The following is a 21,387-nucleotide window of genomic DNA, read 5'->3' on the forward strand; positions in this document are numbered from 1 at the left end:
CGCGCATGAGCAGTCCGGGCGCCTGGCAAAGCCTGCGCCGCGCGGTGCCGCTGATAGTGGCAAACCCCCGGCTGGGCGGGATCGTGCTGCGCATGCGGCCGGGCCCGGTCTGGGACGCCGCGCTGGTCGAGCTGCGCGCAGCCTTCCCCGATCTGCGCCGCTGGCCTGCGAGCCTCGCGCTCAGCGATCTGTCAGGCGGTTTGGACAGCACGGCCACCCTCGCAGCCGGGAAAGCCGTCTACACCAAGGGCCTGCTGCAGCGCGCGCAGCCTTTGCTTGTACCCTCTGCGGAGCGCCTCGACCGAACCGCCGCCGCGCTGATCGGGCAAGCCATGGATGCTGGCACCGCGCCGCCACTCTTTCTCATCGACGAAGGCGCCGACGCGCAGGAAGGCGTGAACGCCGCGCTCGCCGACCGCTGCGCGTTTCACTGTGACCTGACCGACGTGACGCTGCGCGACCTGCACGAGGGATTGCCCACTCCAAGCGACGGCACACCGGCAGAGGACGCCGCTGCCTTGCTCACCGCCCTCGCGGTGCGGCTCGGCGTGCCGGGCCTGCGCGCCCCGGTGCTCGCCCTGCAGACCGCGCAAACGCTGGCGCCGCAGATCACCATGGGCGCGGTCACCCAGGCCGCGGAGCTGGTGCTGGCGCCCCGTGCCACGCAACTGCCCGAGGACGCGCAGGACGACGCCCCGCCGCCGCCGGAAAGCGATCAATCAGACGACACGCAGGACCCGCAAAGCGCCGGCGACACGCTGCCGGAGGAGATCCTCGTCGAGGCGATCCGCGCACATCTGCCGGAAGACCTGCTCACCCGCTCGACCCGTACGCCGGCAAAGGCCGGGCGCGGGTTCGCGGGCAAAGGGCAAAAGCGGCGCGGGAACCGACGTGGACGACCCTTGCCTGCGGTGCACGGCCAGCTCGACGGACAGGTGCGGCTTGACCTGACGGCCACCCTGCGTGCGGCCGTGCCGTGGCAAACCCTGCGCCGGCGTCAGGTGCCAACAAGGACCGGCGTGATCCTCGCCCCGCGCGACATCCACGTGCAACGGATGGAGGAGCGCTCGGACCGGGTTCTCGTCTTTGCCGTCGACGCCTCCGGCTCTTCGGCGCTCGCGCGTTTGGGAGAGGTCAAAGGCGCCGTCGAACTGGTGCTGGCCCGGGCTTACGCCCAGCGCGATCACGTCGCCCTGGTGGCCTTCCGCAAGGACGGCGCGGACGTGCTCTTGCCCGCCACACGGTCTCTGACACAGGCCAAAAAGCACTTGGCGGCCCTGCCCGGCGGCGGTGGGACGCCCCTTGCCGCGGGGATCGACGCGGGCCTGAGGGAGGCGCTGTCGGCGCGCGCGCGCGGGCTGACGCCGCAGATGGTGCTTCTGACCGACGGGCGCGGCAACATCGCGCTCGACGGGTCCGCCAACCGCGCGCAGGCGCAGGCCGATGCAGAGGCGCTCGCCCGGCACATCGCCGCCTGCGACGTGGAGGCGCTTGTGATCGACACCGGGCGACGCCCGCACAGCCAGCTCGCCGAGATTGCCGCCACCATGCGCGCCGACTACGTGCCCCTGCCCCGCGCACAGGCCGCGCAAATCTCGGACGTCGTGACCGGGACGCGCTGATGCACTGGCCGCGCGATCTGGAGGGCTGGCCGCACCGCGACCGGTCCACCCGCGTGTCGGGCCCGGTGCATCGCTGGCATGTGCAGACCTTTGACGACGCGCCGCGAGCGCCGGAGCTGCTGCTCTTGCACGGCGCCGGGGGAAGCACGCACTCATGGGCGGCCCTTGCCCCGCTTCTTGCGCGCGAATGGAGGCTTAGAATCGTGGACCTGCCCGGACACGGCTTCACGACGCTCGGGACGCGCAATCGCTCTGGCCTGCAACCGATGGCGCGCGATGTCGCGGCGCTGGTTGCGGCGCAAGGCTGGCAACCCAAGGCAATCGTCGGGCATTCCGCCGGAGTGGCGATTGCCCTCCAGATGACGCTCGAAGGTCCGTTGCGCGGCCGTCCCGTCATCGGGATCAACGCCGCGCTTGGCCCGTTCCCGGGGCTGGCCGGCGTGATCTTTCCGGTGCTGGCGCAGGTCATGGCGTCGGCGCCCTTTGTCCCGCGGCTAGTGTCGCGCCAGATCGGCAACGACCGCCAGATCGCGCGCCTGATCGAGAGCACGGGCTCAACGCTCGACGCCGAGGGATGCGCGCTTTACCGGCGGCTCGCCTCGAACCCCGATCATATCGCCGGCACGCTGCGGATGATGGCGCAATGGGACCTTGCGCCCCTGCTCGAGGCCCTGAGCGCACATCCCTCGCGCGCGCTGCTGATCACGGGCGCGCAGGACAGCACCGTGCCGCCACACGTGTCGGACAAGGCTGCAGCGCAGATGCCGGACGCGGAGGCGGTACATTTGGCCGGGCTCGGCCATCTCGCGCATGAAGAGGCGCCTGAGTCGGTGCTTGCCACGTGTGCAGGAGCATTGGAGCGGATCAAAGCGTACTGAACCCCGCAGAACATGTGTCACCTGCGCAAAAACCGGCTGTTTTCGGCCAATTTGCCTGAATTCCCGTCAATATTCTGGGGATATCGGTCAAAAAGCGTGCACCGCCCCTTGGCCAAACACGCAAAGGCTGTGTAGATGGAGATCTGCCACGCGAGATATTCGATGCTGCGACTGACCACCCTGATCCTTGCCGCGTTCTGCGCCTCGTCGTCAATGGCCGACGAGGCAAAACCTGCGCCTGATCTTGATCCGTTCATCGCGACGTCCGGGGCGGAGATCGATCCGATCTACATCGCGCTGGGTCTGGCATTCCTCGCCATCGCGGTGGCCTCGGCCTCCGGCACCGACTGAGGTCAGTTCTCCCGGTACCGCGCGCGGTACCAACGCACGAACTCCCCGACACCCACCGACAGGTCCGTACGCGGCAACTCGCCCACGAGCCCGGTGAGCAATGTCGTGGCCGCCCAGGTTGCCGGCACGTCGCCCGCCTGCATCGGCATCAGGTTACGCGCGATCTCAAGGCCCAGCGCGTCCTCGATCGCCGCGATGAAATCCAACAGCGGAACAGGCGCGCCATTGCCGATGTTGACCACCCGCCAGGGTGCCACCGGGGACAGGGTGTCCGCTGCGCCGTGGCGCTCGCCCACCTTTGGGACGGCTTCCGATAGGCGGCAAATCCCCTCCACCAGATCGGCCACATACGTAAAGTCGCGCCGCATCTCCCCGTTGTTGTAGACGTCGATGGGCTGGCCCTTGAGCGCCGCGGACACGAACTTGAAGAGCGCCATGTCAGGCCGCCCCCACGGTCCGTAGACAGTGAAAAAGCGGAACATCGTCGTCGGGATGTCGTAAAGATGCGCGTAGGAATGCGCCATCGCCTCCGTCGCGCGCTTGGTGGCGGCGTAAAACGACATCTGGTGATCGGCCTGCATTGTCTCGCGATACGGCATTTCAGTGTTCGCGCCGTAAGCAGAACTTGTGGACGCGATGAGCAGATGTTGGGGTTTGTAAGCACGTGCAGCCTCGAGAACTTCAAACGTTCCGCAAAGGTTGGCCTGCACATAACTGCGCGGCGCCTCGATCGAATACCGCACGCCGGCTTGCGCGGCGAGGTGCACGACGATCTCGGGACAGTACTCCTCCATCAGCGACGCCAGCACACCCGGTTCCTCGACCGCCGCAATCGCCGGCACAAACGCCTCATACGCCTCAAGCGCCGCCAAACGGTCATCCTTGAGCGCGGGATCGTAGTACGGCGACATGTTGTCGAGCCCGACCACGCGCCACCCCTCTTTCAGCAAACGCAGGCTCAGGTGGTAGCCGATGAAACCCGCCGCCCCGGTCACGAGCGCGGTGCGAAGCTCAGACATGAAACGCGTCCTCCGGGATCACAGCGCCCACAGGTGAATGGCCGAACTGCCGATCACCCCCGCGGCGATCCCAAGCGTGCCCCAGAGGAGCCGCGCGCGCAACGACGTGCGCGGCTTTTTCGGCGGCTCGGGCGTCGCCTGGCGCAAGAGCGCGTCCTGCACCAACCCCGGCAGGCGGGGACCAAAGCGCGTGAGCACCAGTGCCGTTTTGGTCAAATCACTCACGACGGCGGCGGGACCGATGGATTTGCGGATGTAGTCTTCCACCACCGGCTGCGCGACCTGCCAGATGTTCATGTAGGGATCGAGCGAGCGCGCCACGCCCTCGACCACCACCATCGTCCGTTGCAGGAGGATCAGCTCGGTCCGCGTCTCCATCCCGAACCGCTCGGTCACCTCAAAGAGGTAGGCGAGGAGCCGACCCATGCTGATCTTGGTCGCGTCCATGCCGAAGATCGGCTCGCCCACGGCGCGCAAGGCCCGGGCGAACTCGTCCACGTCCTTGTCGGGCGGCACATAGCCCGCCTCGAAATGCACCTCGGCGACGCGTTTGTAATCCTTGCGGATAAACCCGAACAGGATCTCGGCATAGACCCGGCGGGTGTACTCGTCGATATGGCCCATGATCCCGAAATCATAGGCAATGATGTCCCCGTTCGGCGCGACCTTGAGGTTGCCCTGGTGCATGTCGGCGTGGAAGTAGCCGTCCCGCAGCGCGTGGTTGAGAAAGAGGTCGAGCACCCGTGCCGCCAGCACCCGACGGTCGTGCCCCGCCGCGTCGATGGCGGCGTTGTCGCCCATCGGCACGCCTTCGGCCCAACCCAGCGTCATCACGCGCTTGCCGGAGTAAGGCCACATGATGCGCGGCAGCTGGAAGCCCTGATCGTTGGCCGTGTTCGCCGCAAACTCGCTTGCAGCCGAGCTTTCGAGCCGCAGGTCCAGCTCTCCCTGCACCACGCCGTCAAAGTGTTCGATCACATCCATCGGGCGCAGACGGCGTGCCTGAGGGGCGGCCATCTCGATGATCCGCGCGGCAAGGTAAAAGGCATCGACATCCTTGCGGAACGCCTTTTCGATGCCGGGGCGCAGCACCTTGACCGCAACCGTCTCGCCCGTCTCGCGCAGCGTCGCCTTGTGGACCTGTGCAATCGAGGCCGCCGCGACCGGGTCCGAGAAACTGGAAAAGAGCGCGTCCGCATCGACCTCCAGCTCACGCGCAACGGCGGCCTTGGCCTCCTCGACCGAAAACGGCGGGAGCTTGTCCTGAAGGACGCGCAGCTGCAAAGCCAGCTCATCGCCGACCACGTCAGGACGGGTCGAGAGAACCTGACCGAACTTGATATAGGCTGGGCCCAGCGCCGTCAGCGCGCGGGTCGCGGGCGGCATCGACGGATCACCCTTGTAGCCCAGCCACTGGAACGGCCAGCCCAGCACCCACGCCACAGCGCGCAGGGGCGGCGGCGCCTTGAACGCGTCGAGCACGACGTTCATCGCGCCCGTCCGCACCAGCGTCGCCCCCGTCCGCACGAGGCGGATGATATTATGCGGCCCGCGCATCTAGCGAGGCCGCCCAGCCGGGCGGACGAGCGGCGCGGTCATAGCTTCCACCCCGAATGCAGGCACGCGATGCCCATCGATAGGTTGCGGTACTTGGCCTGATCAAAGCCCGCCTGGCGTACCATCCCGAGAAAGGTCTCCTGATCCGGGAACTGGCGGATGGATTCCACCAGGTACTGGTAGCTGTCGCGATCATTGGCGATCAGCTGGCCCATGCGCGGGATCACGTTAAAGGAGTAAAGGTCGTACGCTTTTTGCATCATGTCATTCGGGATCTGGCTGAACTCCAGCACCATGAGACGCCCGCCGGGCTTCAGCACGCGGAACGCCTCGTTCAGCGCCTCCTGCGGGCGGGTCACGTTCCGAATGCCAAAGCTGATCGTGTAGACGTCAAAGCTATTGTCTGGAAACGGCAGCGCCATCGCGTCGCCCACCACCCAGTCGAGGCTGTCCGGCATCGCCTCCGCCTCGGCGCGCTGGCGGCCCTCGACCAGCATCGGCTCGGTGAGGTCCAGAACTGTCGCGTGACCCCGCCCAGCGCGCTTGAGAAACCGGAAGGAGATGTCCCCGGTCCCGCCCGCCACGTCGAGCAGCCTTTGCCCCGGACGCGGCGCGAGCCAGTCCATCATCGCGTCTTTCCAGATCCGGTGAATGCCCACGGACATGACGTCGTTCATGATGTCGTACTTGGACGCCACCGAGTTGAAGACGCCCTGCACCATGCCCGCCTTGTCGTCCTCGCGCACGGTGCGGGTGCCGAAATGGGTGGTGCGGTCGTCGGTCATCGCTGGGGTCTTTCCGTGTGAAACAGGGGCCACTCTGCCCGGTGTCCCTGACACAGATGGGTGCGGGAGACAAATCGTCAAACGCCTCCGGTGTCGCAGGCCCGCCTTGGCTTTGCGCGGCGCGCGTGGAATAGACCACGGATGCCCGAATTGCCCGAAGTCGAAACCGTGCGCCGTGGCCTCGCCTCCGTCATGGAGGGCGGGACGATCGCCCGCGCCGAAGTGCGCCGCCCGGACCTGCGCTGGCCCTTCCCCGACGGCATGGCGGCGCGTTTGACAGGCCAAGGCGTGCGGGCCATCCGGCGCCGGTCCAAGTACATCCTGATCGATTTGGCGTCAGGCGAGAGCCTGCTGGTGCATCTGGGGATGTCCGGGCGCATGACGATCTCGGGCGATCCCTTGGGTAAATTCGTGCACGACCACCCGACCCGCGTCGCGCACGACCACGTGGTGTGGGACATGGCGGACGGCACCCGCGTGACGTTCAATGACGCACGGCGGTTCGGGGCGATGGACCTTTTGCCGACCGGCGACGAGACGGCGCATCCGCTGCTCGCCAAGCTGGGACCTGAACCACTCGGGAATGCCTTTAACGAAGAGGTGCTCATCAAGGCGTTCCAGAATCGCAACACACCAGTGAAATCGGCGCTGCTGGACCAACGGATCGTGGCCGGGCTCGGTAACATTTACGTCTGCGAGGCGCTCTTTCGCGCGGGAATTTCACCCACCCGCAAGGCCGGAAAGATCGGCAAATCGCGCGTCGCATCGCTGGTGCCGATCATCCGCGACGTGCTCACCGAGGCGATCGAGGCGGGCGGATCCTCGCTGCGCGACTACCGCCAAGCCGATGGAGAGCTTGGATATTTCCAACACTCCTTTGCCGTCTACGGCCAAGAGGGGCAGCCCTGCACCCGCGATGGGTGCACCGGAACGGTCAAGCGAATCGTGCAGTCCGGGCGGTCGAGCTTCTACTGCGCGCAATGCCAAAGATAACTTGCGCGCCGCATTTCGGCTGCTAACTCTGACGTCCTGACAGCAACAAACGCGAGCCGCGCCCATGGCCTACGAGACGATCAACGTCGAGATCGAAGACCATATCTGCACCGTCACCCTCAACCGCCCCGATGCCCTGAACGCGCTCAACGGCCAGCTTCTGGCTGAATTGATCGACGCGCTGCGGGACGCCGACCGGAACGACAAGGTGCGCTGCATCGTGCTGACCGGCTCGTCCAAGGCATTTGCCGCCGGCGCGGACATCTCGGAGATGGCGGACAAGACGTTCTGCGAGGTGCACAACACCAACCTCTTTGGCGACTTCCACGACGACTTCGTCCGGGTGCGCAAGCCGATCATCGCCGCCGTCGCGGGCTATGCACTCGGCGGCGGCTGCGAGGTCGCCATGATGTGCGACTTCATCATCGCGGCGGACAACGCCAAGTTCGGCCAGCCCGAGATCAACCTCGGCGTCGTCGCCGGGATCGGCGGCAGCCAGCGCCTGACGCACGCCGTCGGCAAGGCCAAGTCGATGGACATGCACCTGACCGGACGGTTCATGGACGCCGAGGAGGCCGAGCGGTCGGGCCTCGTCAGCCGCGTCGTGCCCGCCAAGAAACTGATGGAGGAGGCGCGCGGCGCCGCCGAGCGGATCGCCGAGAAATCCATGCTGACCGCGCGGGTCGTCAAGGAGTGCGTCAACCGCACCGACGAAGGCAGCCTCAGCGAGGGCATCCTCTTTGAACGGCGCGCGTTCCACGCGCTCTTTGCCTCCGAGGACCAGACCGAAGGCATGAACGCCTTTGTCGAAAAGCGCGAGGCGCAGTTCCGGGACAAGTGATCCCGGCTGCCATCCCATGAACGGTTGACTCGACGCAGGGCGCGCGGTACGCGGCGCGCTCACACTACCGCACCAACCTTTCATTGGGACGAGACAACATGGCAAATTCGCCTCAGGCCAAGAAGCGGGCCCGTCAGAACGACAAACGCTTCGCCGTGAACAAGGCGCGCCGCTCGCGCATCCGCACCTTCCTGCGCAAAGTCGAAGAGGCCATCGCGTCGGGCGACAAGTCCGCCGCCGAAGCCGCTTTGAAAGCCGCACAGCCCGAGCTGATGCGCGGCGTGACCAAAGGGGTGTATCATAAAAACACCGCCTCCCGGAAAGTCTCCCGCCTGTCCTCGCGGATCAAGGCACTCGGCTAAAACCGGTGAAAATTTTTGCAGGGCGGCGCTCGGAAACGAGCGCTGCCTTTTTTTGTTGGCGAGTCAAAATATTCGCCTCAAACGTTAACAAAATAAGGGCGGAGATTCTCTTGGGTCCAACCTGAGTCAAGCGCAAAGGTCTGTTGCCCCGTCCGCAGACGAGTTGCTAACTCTAGTCCATCGATTCACATCACGCTGGGGGGCGTAGGGGTCACGAGAGCATGCCGCGAGGCACCTTTGTTTGCTGTTGTCAGTGGGACCGACAGCACGAACCAGCGCTCTTCCACCTCTACCCAAGCTGCTGACTTTACCCGTTCCGCATCGCGGTCACCGGCTCTGCGCCAGAGCCCGGTAGGGTAGCTGCGTGTTTTGCGTCGACAGGCAAAGTCGGTGTCACCTGCGGCAGGTGGCGCACGGCATAAGAAACGCAGAGGACTGGGATGACGCACGATCAATGGGGGGCCTTGCAGCCGGCACTGCAGGACACGGTAGGCAAGAACAATTACGCGAACTGGATCAAGCCGCTCGAATTCGACGGGATCAGTGACGGGGTGGCGACCTTTCTGGTGCCGACCACCTTCCTCGGAAACTACGTCTCGCAGAACTTTGGCGACCTGCTGCTCTACCAGCTGAGCGCACAAGGCACGGACGTGCGCCGCGTCGCGTTCGAGGTCCCCTCGGACCGTCCTGCGGTGAACAAGCCTACCGCCCCCTCCGCCGCTCCCACCGCCAAACCCGCGCCTGCCCGCAAGCCGTCCAAGAGGTCCGACACCATGCTTTCTGCCCCCCTCGATGATCGTTTCACGTTCGACACGTTCATCGTCGGTAAGCCGAACGAGCTGGCCTATGCCGCCTCTCAGCGTGTCGCCGAAGGGGGTCCGGTGACCTTCAACCCGCTTTTCCTCTATGGCGGCGTCGGCCTCGGCAAGACACACCTGATGCACGCCATCGCGCACAAGCTGAAGACCGAACGCCCCGAGCTCAACGTGCTCTACCTTTCCGCCGAGCAGTTCATGTACCGGTTCGTGCAGGCGATCCGCGACAAGACCACCATGGATTTCAAGGAAATGTTCCGCTCTGTCGACGTGCTGATGGTCGATGACGTGCAGTTCATCGCCGGCAAGGATTCCACGCAGGAGGAATTTTTCCACACCTTCAACGCGCTTGTGGACCAGCAAAAGCAGATCATCATCTCGGCGGACCGCGCTCCGGGCGAAATCAAGGATCTGGAGAACCGGATCAAGTCGCGCCTGCAATCGGGTCTGATCGTGGACCTGCACCCGACCGACTACGAGCTGCGGCTTGGCATTCTGCAATCCAAGGTGCGCACGCAGGAGGCCAACTACCCGGACGTGTCGCTCGACGACGGCGTGCTCGAGTTCCTGGCGCACCGCATCACCTCGAACGTGCGCGTGCTCGAAGGCGCGCTGACGCGGCTCTTTGCCTTTGCCTCGCTTGTCGGCAAACCGATCACGATGGAGCTGACGCAGGACTGCCTCGCGGATGTCATCCGCGCCTCCGAACGCAAGATCACCGTCGAGGAGATCCAGCGCAAGGTGGCGGAGCATTTCAACATCCGCCTCAGCGACATGATCGGACCCAAGCGCCTGCGCGCCTTTGCCCGCCCCCGCCAGGTGGCGATGTGGCTCTGCAAAAAGCTGACGACGCGGTCCCTACCCGAAATCGGCCGCCGCTTTGGCGGACGCGACCACACCACCGTCATGCACGGCGTCAAACGGATCGAAGAGCTGCGCATCAGCGACCCGCAGATCGGCGAGGACATCGAGATCCTGCGCCGCTCGCTCGAAGGCTGACGCACCACAACCACGCTTTGACACGCGCGCCCCACACGGCGCGCGTTTTCGCTTGGCACGCCCTGCGGATCTTCTAAAGTTGCGCTCCCAAGGCCGTCTGGAGGGACAGGGATGAAGGTCAGCATCGAACGCGCAACGCTGCTCGGGGCGGTGTCCCAGGCACAGTCGGTTGTCGAGCGTCGCAACACGATCCCGATCCTCGCGAACGTGCTGATCGAGGCCGCCGAGAACACCGTCCAGTTCCGCGCCACCGACCTCGACATCGAAGTCGTGGACCAGACCGCCGCGATGGTCGAACGCGCCGGCGCGACCACCGTCAGCGCCGTGACCCTGCACGAGATCGTCCGCAAGCTGCCCGACGGCGCGCTCGTGACTCTGACCGAAGAGCCCGGCTCGGGACGACTCACGGTCGAGGCCGGACGCTCGAACTTCCAGCTGGCCACCTTGCCGAAAGAGGACTTCCCCGTGATGGCCTCCTCGGAATACGCCGCCAACTTTTCCGCCAAATCGGACGTGCTGCGCCGGCTCTTCGACAAATCGAAATTCGCCATTTCGACGGAGGAGACGCGGTACTACCTCAACGGCGTCTACATGCACGTCGCCACGACCGAGGACGGCCCAAAGCTGCGCTGCGTGGCCACCGACGGCCACCGCCTCGCCCGCATCGACGCTGCGCTTCCGTCCGGCGCAGACACCATGCCCGGCGTGATCGTGCCCCGCAAAACCGTGGGCGAGCTGCGCAAGCTCCTCGACGGCGACGACAAACCCATCGCGGTGTCCGTCAGCGAGACCAAAGTGCGCTTTGCCACCGAAGAGATCACGCTCACCTCCAAGGTGATCGACGGCACGTTCCCCGACTACAGCCGCGTCATCCCCACCGGGAACACACGAGAGTTGGAGGTAGAAGCAAGTGAATTCGCAAAGGCTGTCGATCGGGTTGCGACCGTCTCTTCTGAACGTTCTCGAGCAGTGAAAATGACATTAGACGATGATCGTCTAATCCTATCTGTGAACGCGCCGGACAGTGGTGCGGCACATGAAGAAATCAATGTCAGGTACGGCGACGACCGGCTCGAGATCGGGTTCAACGCCAAGTACCTGCTCGAGATCGCCAACCAGGTGGACCGCGAGAACGCGGTGTTCCTCTTCAACTCGTCCGGCGATCCGACGCTGATGCGTGAGGGCAACGACACCTCCGCCATCTACGTCGTCATGCCGATGCGGGTCTGACGCAGCAGAATTTTCGCAAGAAAATTCTGTACGGCGCCCGCTCATGTCGCTGTCGGTCACATCCCTCACGCTCTCGCATTTCCGCTCGCACCACGTCGCGCGGCTCAGCTGTGACACGCGGCCCGTCGCGCTTTACGGTGCCAACGGCGCGGGCAAGACCAACCTGATCGAGGCCGTCTCGCTGCTGTCCGCCGGACGTGGCCTCCGCCGTGCCTCCGCCGCCGACATGGTGCGCCGTCCCGAAGGCTTAGGGTGGAAGCTCAAAGCAACCCTTGCCCGAGGTCCCCGCCATTTCGAGGTGGAGACGTGGTCCGACGCCGGCGCCGCCCGGCAGATCAAGATCGACGACAAGCCGGCCTCGCAACTCGATCTGGCGAGCCAAGTGCGGGTGCTCTGGCTCATCCCAGCAATGGATCGCCTCTGGATCGAGGGGGCGGAAGGGCGGCGTCGCTTTCTCGACCGCGCGGCGCTCAGCCTCTTTCCCGACCACGCGCAACACGCGCTGACCTACGAAAAGGCGATGCGCGAGCGCAATCGCCTGCTCAAGGACCAGGTGCGCGACGCCCATTGGTACCGCGCCTTGGAGGCGCAGATGGCCGGCAGCGGCACCGCGCTGCACCACAACCGTCAAGCGACGCTCACCGCGCTTGCGGAGGCGCAACAGGGCGCCACTACCGCCTTCCCCGCTGCCGATCTCGCGCTGGTTGCCATCGACGCCGAGCTGCCAGACACGGCCGAGGACTTCGCGCAGGCGCTGCAGGACTCGCGGCTCCGAGACGTTGCCGCCGGGCGCACGCTGGTGGGGCCCCACCGCTGTGATCTGCAGGGCGTGTATGCGGCCAAAGGCGTGCCCGCCCGCGATTGCTCCACCGGTGAGCAAAAGGCGTTGCTGCTATCACTGATCCTGTCGAACGCCCGCGCGCTCACCGCCATGATCGGCACGCCGCCACTGCTGCTCCTCGACGAGGTCGCCGCCCATCTCGACGCGGGCCGGCGCGCGGCGCTCTACGACGAGATTTGCGAGCTCGGCGCACAGGCATGGATGACCGGCACAGGCCCCGAGCTTTTTGACGCCTTTGACGGACGCGCGCAGCTTGTCGAAGTGACAGAAGCGGACGGCATCAGCGCCATAAGCGGCTAACTTTACGCAACTTCCGGCAATGTTATGATCTTGTACTCCATCGACAGCTGTCGCCCGGTGGCCGGGTCCGTCAGCGACGCCTTGAACGCAGAGGCCGCCCGAACACCACCAATCGCCGGCAGCGTGCCGCACAGCATCACGCCCGGATCGCCCAGATCGGCGCCCGCCAGCAGGTCGCCCAGCGGACGGATCGCGGCGAGCGTGCCTTCCTGATACGGCGTCCAGGCGCCATCCTCCATGATCCACGCGCGCAACTCGAGCGTGTCGAGCCGATCCGCCACATCCGCAAACCGCCACAGTTCCTTGGCCACCGGCTTGCCGCATATTTGCTTTGAGAGCGCGACTGACGTGGCCTCCAACGCACGGTCCGTATGGTCCGACCCCAGACCGAGCCACAGCTCACCTCCCGACTGCACAAGCAATGGCTCCGCCTCGCCCGACGTCTGCGCCCCGACCACCGTCAAAACGGCGACCTGCGTGAGCATCTGACCGGACACTTGATAGTACAGCGGCACCTGCGACGGAGGCGCAACGCCCAGCGCGGTAAGCTCTTCGATGTGGTGCTGGACGCCTGCCGCGTCGCGCCCGGTCCAGCCTGCCACCACCATACGGTCCACGGCAATCTCGAGCGGGCCTTCCTCGGTTGTGAACTGCATCGCATCCCCCTGATCGACTTGCACAAAATCCGGTGGGTGCGCGTGACATTGCCCCCACTCCCTTGTATAAAATGGCATAAATTCAAAGAAAGGGCATCCATGTCCGACGTCGAGCAAAACAGCACCGAGTACGGCGCTGATTCCATCAAGGTTCTCAAAGGCTTGGAGGCGGTTCGCAGGCGCCCCGGCATGTATATCGGGGACACCGACGACGGCTCGGGCCTGCACCACATGGTCTACGAGGTCGTGGACAATGGCATCGACGAAGCTTTGGCCGGGCACGCCGACTTTGTGCGGGTGAAAATCCACGCCGACAGCAGCGTTTCAGTGCGCGACAACGGGCGCGGCATTCCGGTCGACATCCACGAGGAAGAGGGCGTCTCGGCCGCGGAGGTCATCATGACCCAGCTGCATGCGGGCGGCAAATTCGACAGCAACTCGTACAAGGTTTCCGGCGGTCTGCACGGCGTCGGTGTGTCGGTCGTGAACGCTCTCAGCGTCTGGCTCGAGCTGCGCGTCTGGCGCAACGGAAAGGAGCACGTGGCACGGTTCGAGCATGGCGAGACGGCGGAGCACCTCAAGGTCGTCGGCGACGCCGATGGCGAGACCGGGACCGAGGTGAGGTTTCTCGCGTCGACGGACACGTTCAGCAACCTCGACTATTCGTTCGAGACGCTCGAAAAACGGCTGCGCGAGCTGGCGTTCCTCAACTCTGGAGTGCGCATCATCCTCGAAGACGAGCGCCCGGCAGAGCCGCTCAGCACGGAGCTGTTTTACGAGGGCGGGGTCAAGGAGTTCGTGAAATACCTCGACCGTTCGAAATCGCCGATGATGCCCGAACCGATCCACGTGGTCGGCGAAAAGGACGACATCGGGGTCGAAGTCGCGATGTGGTGGAACGACAGCTACCACGAGAACGTCCTGCCGTTTACCAACAACATTCCACAACGCGACGGCGGCACGCACATGGCGGGCTTTCGCGGCGCGCTGACGCGGGTGATCCAGAAATACGCGCAGGAAAGCGGGATCGCCAAACGCGAGAAGGTGAATTTTACCGGCGACGATGCGCGCGAGGGACTGACCTGCGTGCTGTCGGTCAAGGTGCCGGACCCCAAGTTCAGCAGCCAGACCAAGGACAAGCTGGTGTCCTCCGAAGTGCGCCCTGCCGTCGAAGGGCTGGTCGGAGAAAAGCTGAGCGAGTGGTTCGAGGAGAACCCGAACGAGGCCAAGATGATCGTGGGCAAGATCGTCGAGGCCGCGCTGGCCCGCGAAGCCGCGCGCAAGGCCCGTGAGCTGACCCGGCGCAAGACGGCGATGGACGTGAACTTTCTCGCCGGCAAGCTCAAGGATTGCTCGGAAAAGGACCCGTCCAAGACCGAAGTCTTCCTCGTCGAGGGGGACAGCGCGGGCGGCTCGGCGCAGACCGGACGCGACCGGCGCACGCAGGCGGTCCTGCCTTTGCGCGGTAAAATCCTGAACGTCGAGCGGGCGCGGTTCGACCGGATGCTGTCGAGCCAGGAGATCGGCAACCTGGTGATGGCGCTGGGCACCGGGATCGGGCGCGACGAGTTCAACATCGATAAGCTGCGCTACCACAAGATCGTCATCATGACCGACGCCGACGTGGACGGCGCGCACATTCGCACGCTGCTGCTCACGTTCTTTTACCGGCAGATGCCGGAGCTGATCGAGGGCGGGTACCTCTACATTGCGCAACCGCCCCTCTTCAAAGTCACGCGGGGGCGGTCCGAGGTGTACCTCAAGGATCAGGCGGCGCTCGACGACTACCTGATCCAGCAAGGCACCGACGGCGCGGTGCTGCGGCTGGCCAGCGGTGAAGAGATCGTCGGCCAGGACCTTGTGCGCGTGGTCGAGGAGGCGCGGCAGCTGAAACGCGTGCTCGACGCCTTCCCGACGCATTATCCGCGGCACATCCTCGAACAGGCGGCGATTGCCGGCGCGTTTGTGCCGGGCGCGGTGGATTCGGACCTGCAAGGCGTGGCCGACAAGGTGGCGCAGCGGCTCGACCTGATCGCGCTGGAATACGAGCGCGGCTGGATGGGACGGATCACGCAGGACAAAGGGATTCGTCTGGCGCGGATCCTGCGCGGGGTCGAAGAGGTGCGCACGCTCGACGGGCCCATGCTGCGCTCGGGCGAGGCGCGCAAGACCGGCTCGTTTACCAAGTCGCTGCAGGACGTCTACAACGCCCCCGCCATGCTGCACCGCAAGGAGCGGCATCAGGTGATCCACGGACCGCTGACGCTGCTGCAGGCGATCCTCGAAGAGGGGGAAAAGGGCAACCAGCTGCAACGCTACAAGGGTCTGGGCGAGATGAACCCCGACCAGCTGTGGGAGACGACGCTCGACCCCGACGCGCGCACGCTTCTGCAAGTGCGGGTGGAGGATATGGCGGAGGCGGACGACCTCTTTACCAAGCTGATGGGCGACGTGGTCGAACCGCGCCGCGCCTTTATCCAGGAGAACGCACTGAGCGTGGAGAACCTGGATTTTTGACAGGATCTTGGCGGAAACCCGCGGAATCTGCGGCGCTTTGTCCACAAGTTTGCGCACAAAGCGAGCAGGGCGATAGACTTGGCCCCGGATCTGCCGTACCGCAGGTTTGACCTTGCTCGGTGACTGGACCTTTCAGCCATGGCCAATTCGATCTTTTCGCGGCGCACACGCTCGGTTTGCTTTGTCTCTTCGGTGTCGCTGGCGCTGATGGCCTCGGCCGGGATGGCGCAGGAGCGACCGACCAGTTTCTCGCTCTACGGGGTGCCGGGTCTGATCGACATGCCGAACGCGCGCATGGCGCCAGATGCGACGCTGTCAACGACGATCAGCAACTTTGGCAACAACACCCGCACGACGCTGGCCTTTCAGATCGCGCCGCGCTTGCAGGGGGCGTTCCGGTATTCGGCCATTCGCGAGCTGCCGATCGGTGGCTCGGTCGATGGCGTGTATTATGACCGCAGCTTTGACGTGCGCTATCAGGTGCTCAAGGAAGGGCAATACTGGCCGAGCGTCGTGATCGGTCTGCAGGACGCCATCGGGACGGGACTTTACGGCGCCGAGTACATCGTGGCCACCAAGGAGGTCGTGCCGGGCCTGTCGCTGACGGGCGGCATCGGCTGGGGGCGGCTCGGCTCGAACGGAGCGTTCGGGAACACCGGGACCCGCCCGGATGACCTCTTGGCCGAAGGCGGCGTGCCGACCTACGACCGCTGGTTCCGCGGCGATGTCGCGGGCTTTGGCGGGATCAGCTACAGCCCGAACGACCGGCTCACGCTCAAGGCGGAGTATTCCTCCGACGCCTATGACCTCGAGACCGAAGATGGCGGGTTCGAGCGTCAATCCGACTGGAACTTTGGCCTCGACTACCGGTTCAAGCGCGGCAACCAGCTGTCGTTCTACTATGCCTACGGAGCAGAGATCGGCGCGCAGTTCACGTTGCACACCAATCCCAAACTGGCCCGCGTGCCAGGCGGGGTTGAGACCGCGCCGAACCCGGTGCAACGCCGTGACGCGGTCGCCGCGCGCGATCTGGGTTGGGTGACCGAGCCAAACACGCAGACCTCCGTGCGCCAGGCGCTCAAGACGTCACTGGCGCGTGACGGGCTCGAGTATCAGGGATTTGAAAGCGATGGCCGCCGTGCAGTTCTGCGGATGCGCAACGGGACGTACCAGTCTTCGGCGCAGGCTGTGGGGCGCGCGGCGCGGATCATGACGCGGCTGGTGCCGGATTCGGTCAGCGAATTCGTGATCATCCCGGTCGTGAACGGGCTCGCGCTGTCGGCGATCACCCTGCAACGCGGCGATCTGGAGAACCTCGAGAACGCCAAGGCGACCGCGATGCTGGAGCGTGCGGTCTTTACCGACGCGTTTGGCCAGACGCCGGAGCTCGACACGGATGTCTACCCCAAGTTCCGCTGGTCGCTGTCGCCCTACCTGAGCCTGTCGGTCTTTGACCCTGACAGCCCTGTGCGCGCGGACGTCGGAGCACGGCTCAAGGCACGGTACGAATTCACGCCCAACCTCGTCGCGTCCGGCTCGGTCACACAGCGGCTGGGCGGGGACCTCGATTCGATCGAGCGTCCGTCGAACTCGGTCCTGCCGCGGGTGCGGACGAATTTTAACCGGTTCTCCAACTCGGGGGACACCACGCTCGAGCATCTGACGCTGACGGGCTACACGCGGCTGGGTCCTGAATTCTATGGCCGGGCCACGATCGGCTATCTCGAGCCGATGTACGCGGGCGCCTCGGCCGAGGTGCTGTGGAAACCGGTCAATTCGCGTCTGGCGCTGGGCGCCGAGGTCAATGCCGTGCGTCAGCGCGATTACGATCAGGGCTTTGGCCTGGGGGATTGCGACGATCTGGTTGCGAACGAAAACTTCGAGGATTGCACGCTGATCACCGGGCATCTGTCGGCCTACTACGATTTCGGCAACGGCTACCACGGTCAGCTCGACGTAGGGCAGTACCTGGCCGGCGACCGCGGCGCGACGGTGGCGCTGGACCGCGAATTCGGCAACGGCTGGCGCGTGGGCGCCTACGCGACCTTTACCGATGTCAGCGCCGAGGATTTCGGCGAGGGCTCGTTCGACAAGGGCATCCGCGTCACCATCCCGCTGGGCTGGGCGACCGGCACCCCGAGCCGCCGCACCAACGACGTGGTCATCCAGTCGCTCACCCGCGACGGGGGTGCGAAACTCGACGTGGGCGGGCGCCTCTACGAACGGGTGCGGGACTACCACCGCCCCGACATGGAGAAGAGCTGGGGGAGGTTCTGGAGATGATCCGCGTGTCGAAACTGCGCATCGCCGTTCTGTCCCTCGCGCTGGGCGCATTGACCGCTTGCGGGAACGAGGCCGATACCCAAGCCACCCAAGGGCTGATCAAGGGGCTGGTGCAGCTCGCGCGCGTGTCGCAGGACGCGCCGCCTCCGGCTGCGATGACACCGGAAGACATGGGGCGTGTGCTGGCGGCGACGCCGAACTCGGTTATGCTCTTCACGCCCGAAAAATCCGGGCAGCAAGTGCCGATCATCCAGATCGAGCGCAACCTGGCCTACCGCACCTACGCCACGGGCGGGCGGCAGGCAGTTGTGGTCAAGAACGGGTTTGTCACCGGCACGCGCGGGCTAGGCGGGGACCTGATGTCCGCCGATCTGGACCAGACGCTGAACCTCGTCGCGGCGCGGCAGGAAGGGACTTCGATCCGCAAGATGCGGTTCCTGACAGGCGACGATCAGACGGCGGAGTTCACCTTTCAATGCACCGTCTCGCGGCAAGTCTCCCAAGGCGGGCTGCAGGGCATGCGGGAGGCGTGCGCGTCGAAAAGCGGCTCGTTCGAGAACACCTTTGCGGTGAATGCACAGGGCCAGGTGCTCGCCTCGCAGCAATGGCTCGGCTTCACCAACGGCATGGCGTCGCTGGTTCTGCTGCGCGACTAAGCGCGCCTTTTGCGTAAAGGCACGCGGCGGAACACCGTCGCCACCATCAGCTGCACATCGTAGCACAGCGACCGATTGCGGGCGTAGATTAGGTCGAGCCGCGCCTTGGTCGGCACGCAGCGCCGGACGTAGACGTTTTCGGTCTCGTCGGCAGTGGCACAGGTGGCCAATAGCTCTTCTTCGCGCCGGTGGAAGGCGAGGGTCGCCAGACCTGTCACACCCGGGCGTGACTTCAGCACTTCGGCATAAAGGTCCGGGCGCAGGTCCACGTAGCGGCGCAGCGGCGGGCGCGGGCCGACAAAGCTGATGTCGCCGCGCAGGATGTTCCAAAGCTGCGGGATTTCATCGAGGCGTTTGGCGCGCATCATTGCACCGGTCCGGGTGATCCGGTGCGCCTTGTCCCCGCCCGACACGCCGCGGTCCTGCGTATCGGTGGTCATCGTGCGAAACTTGATGAGGTTAAACGGTGTCACCGGGTCCTTCATCCGTTCGGACACATAAAAGATCGGCCGTCCGTCGCGCAGCAGGATCAGCGCGGAGAGCACCAGCACCAACGGCAGCAGCAGAAGGCTGAGCGCGAGCGCTGCGACGATGTCGAAAACGCGTTTGGCCGGGGTCATGTATGGGGGCTCCACCTGCGCCAGTCGGCGATCATCTGTGTGGGTGTGATCGCGGTGCAGACTTGCCCGATTGCACGGGTCAACCGGGCGGTGTCGAGGCACGCGCGCTGTTGCGCGTTTTCGGGGGCGGGCGTGAATACCGGTGTGATGCCATCGGCTTGCACGAGGTCACCCATGGTGATGGGCTCGGGCGCTGCGACGTTGAGGACGGGTGGAAGTTGCGGGGCGCCTGCAAGGGCGAGCAGCACGCGCGCGAGGTCGCCGGGCGCGATGTAGCTGCGCAGCGGCGTGGTGCCATCCGGGAACTGGTGCAGTGTCGCGCGTCCTTGCGTCAGGGGGCCTTTCAGTGAATCGGCGCCGACGACATTTCCGAGTCGGAGGACGGTCTGCTTTGGGTCCCTTGCGCGCAGAACGGCGTCCTCCATCGCGTGTTTGGCTTGGCCGTAGATGGACGCGGGAGCGAGGGGGGTGTCCTCGACGTGCGGCGTATCGGATGCGGGGTACACGGCGGCGGATGAAAAGTGCAAAACGCGGTTTGCCTGCGCTTCGGCTGCCCATTGCATGGTGGCGAGGGCGAGATTGGTGTTGCACTGCGCCTTTGGCGGGTCGTTCGACACCACGCCCCAGAACGCAATCACTGCGTCGCAAGGCTCGAGATTTGGGATCGGGTTACCCTGCCCCCACACGCGATCCGCCGGTCCAGTCCGCGCGACGGTCACGCAATCTGCGCCCAGCGCGCGCAGCGCGGGGATCACGCTCTGCGCCACCGTTCCATTTGCCCCGAGACAGAGCAGCCGCATGTTTGCCACGAACCCGCCACAAAATTGTCCACACCCTTGTGGGCAACTTGCCGAAAGCGCGCACTTGTGTCTATCACTCAAGAAAAAACAAGGCGGTGGAGCGCAATATGCTCCCACAAAGATATTTAGGGGGTCAGGTGATGAGGGTCACCCTGCGCGCATTTCTTGCTTCTTGCCTTTTGATTTTCCTGGCCGCGTGTGGATTGCCACGTGGCGCGGCGTTAGAACGTGAGATTATCAAGGACGCCGAGTCCGAGATGCCGACGGTCGATCTGGTGCAGGTCACCCGGGCGCAGATCCCAGTTGTCAGTGCCTGGCCGGTCACCGGCTGGAAAGGTCACTACCGTTGGCTGGCAGCGTCGCATGGGTACAATGCGCGGATCGTGCGTCCCGGTGACCGTATCGACCTTGTGATCTGGGACAGCCAGCTGAACTCCCTGCTCACAAGTGAAGCGGAGAAGGCAGTGCGGATGGACGGGCTCGAGGTGTCCTCGGGTGGCGCGATCTTTGTGCCGTACATCAACACGGTCAAGATCAGCGGCCTGACGCCGGACCAGGCGCGGCGGCGGATCCAGACACGGCTGCAGCCGGTGGTGCCGTCGGCGCAGGTGCAGCTGAACATGTCAGCTGGTGTGGGGAATTCGGTTGATCTGGTGAGTGGTGTTGGCGCGCCGGGCTCGTACCCGATGCCGAACCAGAACTTTTCCGTGCTGGGATTGATCGCCAAAGGCGGCGGGATCAGTGACGCGCTGCGCAATCCGCTGGTGCGGCTGATCCGGGGGTCCAAGACGTTTGAAATCCGCGCGGACACGCTCTTTGCGAGCGCGGACAAGAACACGCGTCTGGTTGGCGGTGACAAGGTTATCGTGACCGAAGACGAGCGCAGCTTTATGGCGATTGGCGCGTCCGGGAAGGAAGACCTGATCTACTTTCCCAAGGATCACGTGACGGCGCTGGAGGCGGTGTCGCTGATGGGTGGTCTGCTGGACGCGCGCGCCGATCCCAAGGGTCTGCTGGTCTTGCGGGAGTACCCGCTGGAGGCCGTGCGCTCGGACGGCTCGGGTCCGACGCATCCGCACGTGATCTTTTCTTTCGATCTGACGACGGCGGACGGGCTGTTCGCGGCGCGCAATTTCGAGATCAACCCGAACGACACAGTGCTCGCCACCGAAGCGCCGGCGGTACAAACCCGCGCAGCGCTGGCCTTGTTCGGGGCGGTTCTGGGTGCGAACAACGCGATCCAGGCAGCGACGAACTAGGCT

General features: G+C 65.1%; 19 protein-coding genes. 13 read left to right on the forward strand and 6 right to left on the reverse strand.

The window, feature by feature from the left end; all coding sequences use genetic code 11:
- The first annotated feature begins 5 nt into the window (after nucleotides 1-5).
- From ACU0B3_RS06990 to ACU0B3_RS07000, 3 genes are all read left to right on the forward strand, one after another.
- A complete protein-coding gene (locus ACU0B3_RS06990; protein WP_446260102.1) occupies nucleotides 6-1,622 on the forward strand; it encodes a VWA domain-containing protein in 1,617 nt (538 codons plus the stop codon).
- Nucleotides 1,622-2,500, forward strand: a complete 879-nt coding sequence (gene bchO / locus ACU0B3_RS06995) for an alpha/beta fold hydrolase BchO (RefSeq protein ID WP_446260103.1) — start codon at nucleotides 1,622-1,624, stop codon at nucleotides 2,498-2,500. Before ACU0B3_RS06990 ends, bchO begins: the two co-directional genes overlap by 1 nt.
- Nucleotides 2,501-2,635: 135 nt before the next feature.
- Nucleotides 2,636-2,851 carry a hypothetical protein gene (locus tag ACU0B3_RS07000; protein WP_446260104.1) on the forward strand — a complete coding sequence of 72 codons (216 nt, stop codon included), beginning with the start codon at nucleotides 2,636-2,638 and terminating at the stop codon, nucleotides 2,849-2,851.
- A 2-nt stretch (nucleotides 2,852-2,853) separates the two neighbouring features.
- Here ACU0B3_RS07000 and ACU0B3_RS07005 read toward each other — a convergent pair whose 3' ends face one another.
- The 3 genes from ACU0B3_RS07005 to ubiE are packed head-to-tail and all read right to left on the reverse strand — an operon-like array spanning nucleotide 2,854 to nucleotide 6,212.
- Nucleotides 2,854-3,870, reverse strand: a complete 1,017-nt coding sequence (locus ACU0B3_RS07005) for an NAD-dependent epimerase/dehydratase family protein (RefSeq protein WP_446260105.1) — start codon at nucleotides 3,868-3,870, stop codon at nucleotides 2,854-2,856.
- Between the two features lie 18 nt (nucleotides 3,871-3,888).
- Complete coding sequence (gene ubiB / locus ACU0B3_RS07010; protein ID WP_446260106.1) at nucleotides 3,889-5,427, reverse strand: 2-polyprenylphenol 6-hydroxylase; 1,539 nt, start codon at nucleotides 5,425-5,427, stop codon at nucleotides 3,889-3,891.
- Between the two features lie 38 nt (nucleotides 5,428-5,465).
- Nucleotides 5,466-6,212, reverse strand: a complete 747-nt coding sequence (gene ubiE / locus ACU0B3_RS07015; RefSeq protein WP_446260107.1) for a bifunctional demethylmenaquinone methyltransferase/2-methoxy-6-polyprenyl-1,4-benzoquinol methylase UbiE — start codon at nucleotides 6,210-6,212, stop codon at nucleotides 5,466-5,468.
- A 141-nt stretch (nucleotides 6,213-6,353) separates the two neighbouring features.
- Here ubiE and mutM point away from each other — a divergent pair, with 141 nt between their 5' ends.
- From mutM to recF, 6 genes are all read left to right on the forward strand, one after another.
- Entirely contained in the window at nucleotides 6,354-7,205 is an 852-nt protein-coding gene (gene mutM / locus ACU0B3_RS07020) for a bifunctional DNA-formamidopyrimidine glycosylase/DNA-(apurinic or apyrimidinic site) lyase (RefSeq protein WP_446260108.1), read from the forward strand.
- Nucleotides 7,206-7,269: 64 nt separating this feature from the next.
- Nucleotides 7,270-8,046 (forward strand): enoyl-CoA hydratase-related protein, encoded by a 777-nt coding sequence (locus ACU0B3_RS07025; RefSeq protein ID WP_446260109.1) that lies wholly within the window; start codon nucleotides 7,270-7,272, stop codon nucleotides 8,044-8,046.
- 98 nt (nucleotides 8,047-8,144) lie between these two features.
- Nucleotides 8,145-8,408, forward strand: coding sequence for a 30S ribosomal protein S20 (rpsT, locus tag ACU0B3_RS07030; protein WP_446260110.1), 264 nt, complete (start codon nucleotides 8,145-8,147; stop codon nucleotides 8,406-8,408).
- Nucleotides 8,409-8,848: 440 nt separating this feature from the next.
- Nucleotides 8,849-10,222: a chromosomal replication initiator protein DnaA gene (gene dnaA / locus ACU0B3_RS07035; protein ID WP_446260111.1), complete on the forward strand. Its 1,374-nt coding sequence runs from the start codon at nucleotides 8,849-8,851 to the stop codon at nucleotides 10,220-10,222.
- Nucleotides 10,223-10,333: 111 nt separating this feature from the next.
- Nucleotides 10,334-11,452, forward strand: a complete 1,119-nt coding sequence (gene dnaN / locus ACU0B3_RS07040) for a DNA polymerase III subunit beta (RefSeq protein ID WP_446260112.1) — start codon at nucleotides 10,334-10,336, stop codon at nucleotides 11,450-11,452.
- 43 nt (nucleotides 11,453-11,495) lie between these two features.
- A complete protein-coding gene (recF, locus tag ACU0B3_RS07045; RefSeq protein WP_446260113.1) occupies nucleotides 11,496-12,593 on the forward strand; it encodes a DNA replication/repair protein RecF in 1,098 nt (365 codons plus the stop codon).
- Nucleotides 12,594-12,595: 2 nt separating this feature from the next.
- Here recF and ACU0B3_RS07050 read toward each other — a convergent pair whose 3' ends face one another.
- Nucleotides 12,596-13,249 (reverse strand): DUF2848 domain-containing protein, encoded by a 654-nt coding sequence (locus ACU0B3_RS07050; RefSeq protein WP_446260114.1) that lies wholly within the window; start codon nucleotides 13,247-13,249, stop codon nucleotides 12,596-12,598.
- 99 nt (nucleotides 13,250-13,348) lie between these two features.
- Here ACU0B3_RS07050 and gyrB point away from each other — a divergent pair, with 99 nt between their 5' ends.
- The 3 genes from gyrB (at nucleotide 13,349) to ACU0B3_RS07065 (ending at nucleotide 18,705) form a co-directional block, all read left to right on the forward strand.
- A complete protein-coding gene (gene gyrB / locus ACU0B3_RS07055; RefSeq protein ID WP_446260115.1) occupies nucleotides 13,349-15,766 on the forward strand; it encodes a DNA topoisomerase (ATP-hydrolyzing) subunit B in 2,418 nt (805 codons plus the stop codon).
- A 138-nt stretch (nucleotides 15,767-15,904) separates the two neighbouring features.
- Nucleotides 15,905-18,049 (forward strand): YjbH domain-containing protein, encoded by a 2,145-nt coding sequence (locus ACU0B3_RS07060; protein ID WP_446260116.1) that lies wholly within the window; start codon nucleotides 15,905-15,907, stop codon nucleotides 18,047-18,049.
- On the forward strand, nucleotides 18,046-18,705 hold the full coding sequence (locus ACU0B3_RS07065) for a YjbF family lipoprotein (RefSeq protein WP_446260117.1): 660 nt from the start codon (nucleotides 18,046-18,048) through the stop codon (nucleotides 18,703-18,705). Before ACU0B3_RS07060 ends, ACU0B3_RS07065 begins: the two co-directional genes overlap by 4 nt.
- Here the strand turns inward: ACU0B3_RS07065 and ACU0B3_RS07070 are convergent.
- Complete coding sequence (locus tag ACU0B3_RS07070) at nucleotides 18,702-19,325, reverse strand: sugar transferase (RefSeq protein WP_446260118.1); 624 nt, start codon at nucleotides 19,323-19,325, stop codon at nucleotides 18,702-18,704. The two genes, ACU0B3_RS07065 and ACU0B3_RS07070, sit on opposite strands and share 4 nt — an antisense overlap.
- Complete coding sequence (locus tag ACU0B3_RS07075) at nucleotides 19,322-20,125, reverse strand: NAD-dependent epimerase/dehydratase family protein (protein ID WP_446260119.1); 804 nt, start codon at nucleotides 20,123-20,125, stop codon at nucleotides 19,322-19,324. Before ACU0B3_RS07075 ends, ACU0B3_RS07070 begins: the two co-directional genes overlap by 4 nt.
- A 257-nt stretch (nucleotides 20,126-20,382) precedes the next feature.
- Between ACU0B3_RS07075 and ACU0B3_RS07080 the strand changes: the two genes are divergently transcribed.
- The gene (locus ACU0B3_RS07080; protein WP_446260120.1) at nucleotides 20,383-21,384 is read left to right on the forward strand and encodes a polysaccharide biosynthesis/export family protein; all 1,002 of its coding nucleotides are present in this window, start codon (nucleotides 20,383-20,385) and stop codon (nucleotides 21,382-21,384) included.
- Nucleotides 21,385-21,387 lie beyond the last annotated feature (3 nt).

This window comes from Pseudaestuariivita sp. (assembly GCF_052825805.1).